Source organism: Microcoleus sp. D2_18a_B4, from assembly GCF_036702475.1.
In the GTDB taxonomy this organism is placed as follows: Bacteria; Cyanobacteriota; Cyanobacteriia; order Cyanobacteriales; family Microcoleaceae; genus Microcoleus.
On the sequence record NZ_JAUBTL010000012.1, the window covers coordinates 1 to 5,791 of the forward strand.

General features: G+C 47.8%; 2 protein-coding genes. Both read left to right on the forward strand.

Features of this window, described 5'->3' with window-relative positions; translation table 11 throughout:
* Positions 1 to 108: 108 nt before the first annotated feature.
* Positions 109 to 1,476 carry an IS4 family transposase gene (locus QUB04_RS09525; protein ID WP_333283808.1) on the forward strand — a complete coding sequence of 456 codons (1,368 nt, stop codon included), beginning with the start codon at positions 109 to 111 and terminating at the stop codon, positions 1,474 to 1,476.
* 789 nt (positions 1,477 to 2,265) lie between these two features.
* The coding region (locus QUB04_RS09530) for a DUF4347 domain-containing protein (protein WP_333283633.1) at positions 2,266 to 5,791 on the forward strand (3,526 nt) is incomplete at its 3' end.

The window sequence follows — 5,791 nt, forward strand, 5'->3', positions numbered from 1 at the left end:
CTTATTAAGCTATGCTTTATAAGGATCTTTCTTAACAAGAAAGTTGACAAAAATAAACATCTATGATGTTAAACGATCGGGTGATGGCCCAGGAGTCAGGTTAAAATGATCGAGCAATGGGTAAGACAAGAATTAGAAAAAACTGACTTAGGAGATCCAAGAAGGACAAATAGATTCATGAAAATTGTCTCTAATTTAAGCAATAAACCAGAATCTAGTGTACCTGAAGCGAGTGGTACATGGGCGGAAACTAAGGCTACTTACGATTTCTGGGATTCACCATACATCAAACCAGCTCAGCTTAGGAAAGGACACGTAGATGCGACAGTAGAAAGAATCAAAAATCATCAAATTGTCTTGGCAATACAAGATACAACCGAATTAAATTACACTACTCATAAAGCAGTTAAAGGAGTCGGATATCTTGATAGTAAATATGCAAGTGGATTGAAAGTACATTCAACTTTGGCCGCCACAACAGAAGGGCTACCATTAGGAATTATCGACCAATATGTCTGGGCAAGAGCGCCAAAATTTTTAGGTAAAGCTGCTAAACGTTCTCAAAAATCAACTGAAGAAAAAGAAAGTCAAAGATGGCTTGATGCTTTAAAAAACACGTTATATATCATCCCTAATTCGCAAAAAGTAGTCACAATTGCCGATCGAGAAGCAGACTTTTATGACTTATTTGCCTGCGCCAACCGTGAGAAAGCAGATTTTTTGATTCGAGCTACTCAAAACAGATGTTTAGAGTTTTCATCCAACCATCTTAAAGCAGAGATGGAGTTAGTCGAACCGCAAGCCACGATGACTGTTGAATTAAAGCGCAACCCGACTCGACCATCACGAGTAGCAACTTTAACTATTCGGTATAAAACCTTAACTATTCAACCCCCTAAAAATCGGGCTAAACAAGAGAAATTAAGTCCGCTCGAACTGCAAGTTATTTTAGTAAGAGAATCATCAGCACCATCGGAGGCAGAAGCAATTGAGTGGTGGCTGTTAACAACTTTACCTATTACTTGTATTGAGGATGTGACTACTTATGTGAGGTGGTATAGTTATCGTTGGTTGATTGAGCGTTATCATTATGTATTAAAAAGTGGTTGTGGAATTGAGAAGCTGCAATTAGAAACAGCAGAGAGGTTGGAAATGGCTCTAGCTACTTATTCGATAGTAGCTTGGCGTTTGCTTTATATTACTCATCTGGCTCGCAGCGCGCCTGATGCCAGTTGTGAAACTATGTTATCACATCGAGAATGGCAGGCTCTTTATGCAACAATTTATCACAAAAGTTATCCTCATTCTTCCCCGCCAACTTTAGGGGAAGCTGTTGGTTGGATTGCCAAATTGGGAGGTTTTTTAGGACGAAAACATGATGGTTTTCCAGGAGTTAAGACTTTGTGGCGTGGCTTGAGAAGATTGGATGATATTATGACGGGTTGGCTACTATTTAATCAACTGAAAACAACTTGAATTTGTATGTTTTCAGGGTGAAATAGCTGCGCTCGCAAATTGTGTCGCTCCTATCAACGATAATTTTGGTAAACCGCCGTGAGCCAATGGCAGAAAAACATTTTATTCTATTGGTTCAAAATGTGCGATCGGGAAAAACCCCGAACGCACTTGAGCCAACTCATTGAAAGACGGAGATATCAATGAAAACTCGAATCAGGATAATTCGTATTCGATCGTCCGCGAGCGCCCCCATATCCGCTACACAAGTAGTTACTTTTGTCAACTTTCTTGTTAAGAAAGATGTTTATAAAGCATAGCTTAATAAGGGGGGGACAGGATTCCGATCAAAGTCCCCCTTCCCCCTTGGGGGGGCTAGGGCGTGTTTTCAAACTGATCCATCAGATCCTGATCCCCCTAAATCCCCCTTAAGAAGGGGAGTAGGGGTTGACTTTGAGTGCTCTTGTCCCCCCCTTAGTAGGGGCGGTGCCCCCGTGCCCGCCCTCTTGGCTAGGGGGGATCTCCGGGTTTGAAAACACGCCCTAGGGGGGGTGGGGATTTAGGGGGATCAAGATATGTGCAACGACCCATTAAATCGGTATCAGACAAAATATTAATTTGTAAGCCCTACAAAACAAAGGTTTCGAGCCTTTGTCCCGGTTAGAAGTGTTTTTCTTACCCTTTTGATATTACTCATCACGATCGGCGAGTGTCATCCACCACCAGGTAGAAATATCACAAACCAAAATCAAATCGGGGTCATCTCCCGATCAACTCAAAAACCACGAACTACATTAAAAGCAAAAAACTGTGAAAACTCTACCTCAAATTAACCGTTCCCTAAATAACAATATCGGAAGTTTGGTTGGTTGCACCAGCAACAAGCCCACAGAAATAGTCATCCTTGACCCCACAATACCAGACAGCCAGCACCTAATCTCCGGCATCAAACCCGACACCGCCACCTACATCCTCAAAAGCCAGCCCGATGCCGTAGAGCAAATCGCCACAATCCTAGCTCAGCATACAGACATCAATGCTCTACACATCATCACCCACGGAGATTCTGGCAGCCTGTACCTAGGCACAACAGAACTCAACAGCAACAATATCCACAACTACAGCCACCAATTGCAACAGTGGCGAAACAGCCTCACTGACAACGCCAACATCATCTTATATGGATGTAACCTAGCAGCCCGAGACAGAGGACACCAATTCCTGACTCAACTGCACCAACTCACAGGCGCAAACATCAGCGCCAACTCCCAACCTACAGGTAACAGCGCACTCGGTGGCACCTGGGACATCCCCCAACTCATCCCCCCATCAACGCAAAAGCCCCAACTAGCCCTCACCGAAACCACCCTCAAAACTTACAGCCACATCCTAGCCACCGCCAACCCAGACACCCAAGCCGTTACAGTCAACTCGCCCTCTGTCGGCATCGACGTACTCGCCAACGACACAGCCATCGGGCGCGCCTCAGTACAAAGCATCATCATCGCCCCCACCAATGGCACCGCGATTATTAATGACTGGATTTATGTCGGCGGCGATTTCACCACCATCGGCGGAGCTGCACTCAACAGAATTGCTCGGTTGAATAGCGATGGCAGGGCAGATGCCACCTTCAACCCGGATGCGAATAGTTCAGTCGTAGCGATCGCCATAGACAACAGCGGCAACCTTATAGTGGGCGGCAATTTCACCAACATCGACGCACAACCCCGCAACAAAATCGCCAAATTAAACCCCACAACTGGTGCCCCCGATGCCACCTTCAACCCGAATGCGAATAGTGCAGTCAGTGCGATCGCCCTAGACAGCAGCGGCAACCCCATAGTAGGCGGCTTTTTCAACAACATCGACGCACAACCCCGCAACTCTATCGCCAAATTAAACCCCACAACTGGTGCCGCCGATCCCACCTTCAACCCGAATGCGAATGGTCAAGTCAATGCGATCGCCATAGACAGCAGCGGCAACCCCATAGTGGGCGGCAATTTCACCAACATCGGCGGCCAACCCCGCAACAAAATCGCCAAATTAAACCCCACAACTGGTGCCGCCGATCCCACCTTCAACCCGGATGCGAATGGTGGTGATTTTGGTATCGATGCGATCGCTATAGACAAAGCGCGCAACATCCTCTACACCCCCAACCCCAACTTCAACGGTGAAGACTTCTTCCAATACACAGCCACCGACGGCGTTGTTTCCATCCCCACCACCGTCACCGTCTTAGTCAACGACTCCCCCACCCTCGACAACAGCGGCACCCCCATCCTCAACCCTCAAAACCAAAATGACAGCGCCAGCACAGGCACCCTCATCAGCACCATCATCACCAACCTCGGCGGCACAAACATCACCGATCCCAACGCCAGCGCCTCTCAAGGCATCGCCATCAGCGCCCTAGACACCGCAAACGGCACTTGGCAATACACCACCGATGGCACAACCTGGAATAACGCCCCAGCCGTTTCCGCCACCAACGCCTTACTATTAGCCAGTGATGCTAATACAAAAATCCGATTTGTTCCCAACACAGGTTACAACGGCACCCTCACCAACGCCATTACCTTCGCCGCCTGGGATCAAATAGTTGGCACAAATGGCGGTGTAGCAGACTACACCACGGACAGAACAAATAACACCACATCCAGCGTTTTCAGCAGCGCCACCGAAACCGCCAACATCACCATTAACCCCAGCGTCAACCTTAACCTTTCAGTCAGCAGTAACACTGGCACAGAAGCAGGCACAACCGCCATCACTGTCACCGCCTCCGCTGAGAGCGCCGTTACAGGCCCTCAAACCGTTGACTTAGGCGTAGCCGGAACAGGTATCACCGCCGGCGACTACAACCTCAGCGACACCACCATCACCATTCCCAGTGGACAAACTACAGGTATTGTCACTTTCACTGTTGTCGATGATGCCTTAATTGAAGGAAGCGAAACTGCAACTTTAGCTATCAGCAATCCTTCGGCGGGGATAGTATTGGGAACAAACACTACTCAAAATATTGCGATTACTGACAACGACTTCCCTAACGTCAACCTTTCAGTTAGCAGTAACACTGGCACAGAAGCAGGAACAACCGCCATCACCGTCACCGCCACGGCATCCACTGCCGTGGAGGGCCCTCAAACCGTTGACTTAGGCGTAACAGGAACAGGTATCACCGCCGGCGACTACAACCTCAGCGACACAACCATTACCATTCCCAGCGGACAAACTACAGGTACTGTCACTTTCACTGTTGTCGATGATGCCTTAATTGAAGGAAGCGAAACTGCAACTTTAACCATTAGTAATCCTTCGGCTGGGATAGGGTTGGGAACAAACACTACTCAAAATATTGCGATTACTGACAACGGCTTCCCTACTATAAATGGCACACCTGGCGCTGATAACTTAAGCGGAACTCCCAATCCAGATACCATCAATGGATTTGCCGGCAATGACACCATCAATGGATTGGCCAGCAACGACACCCTAAATGGTGGCGATGATAATGACCGTTTAGACGGAGGACTCGGACTCGACCAACTTAGAGGCGGATTGGGTAACGATATTTACGTTGTGGATAATGCAGGAGATGTCGTCACTGAACTTCCAGGTCAAGGAACCGATTTAGTGGAATCTGGCGTCACCTACACCTTACCTACAGAAGTTGAAAACCTGACTTTAACAGGCACCGCAGTGATTAATGGCACTGGAAATACTCTAGCCAACACTATTTTGGGCAACACCGCTAATAATATGCTCAACGGCGGTACCGGAGCCGACCAACTTAGAGGCGGATTGGGTAACGATATCTACATTGTGGATAATGTAGGAGATGTCGTCACAGAACTTGCAGGTCGAGGAACCGACGAGGTGCGCTCAACCCTCACCTACACCTTACCTGCCGAAGTTGAAAACCTGACTTTAACAGGCACCGCAGTGATTGACGGCACCGGAAATACTCTAGCCAACACTATTATCGGCAACACCGCTAATAATGCCCTCAACGGCGGTACCGGAGCCGACCAACTTACAGGCGGATTGGGTAACGATATCTACCTTGTGGATAATTCCGGAGATGCCGTCACAGAACTTGCAGGTCAAGGAACCGATTTAGTGGAATCTGGCGTCACCTACACGTTACCTGCCGAAGTTGAAAATCTGACTTTAACAGGCACCGCAGTGATTAACGGCACTGGAAATACTCTAGCCAACACTATTTTGGGCAACACCGCTAATAATACGCTCAACGGCGGTACCGGAGCCGACCAACTTAGAGGCGGATTGGGTAACGATATCTACATTGTGGATAATGTAGGAG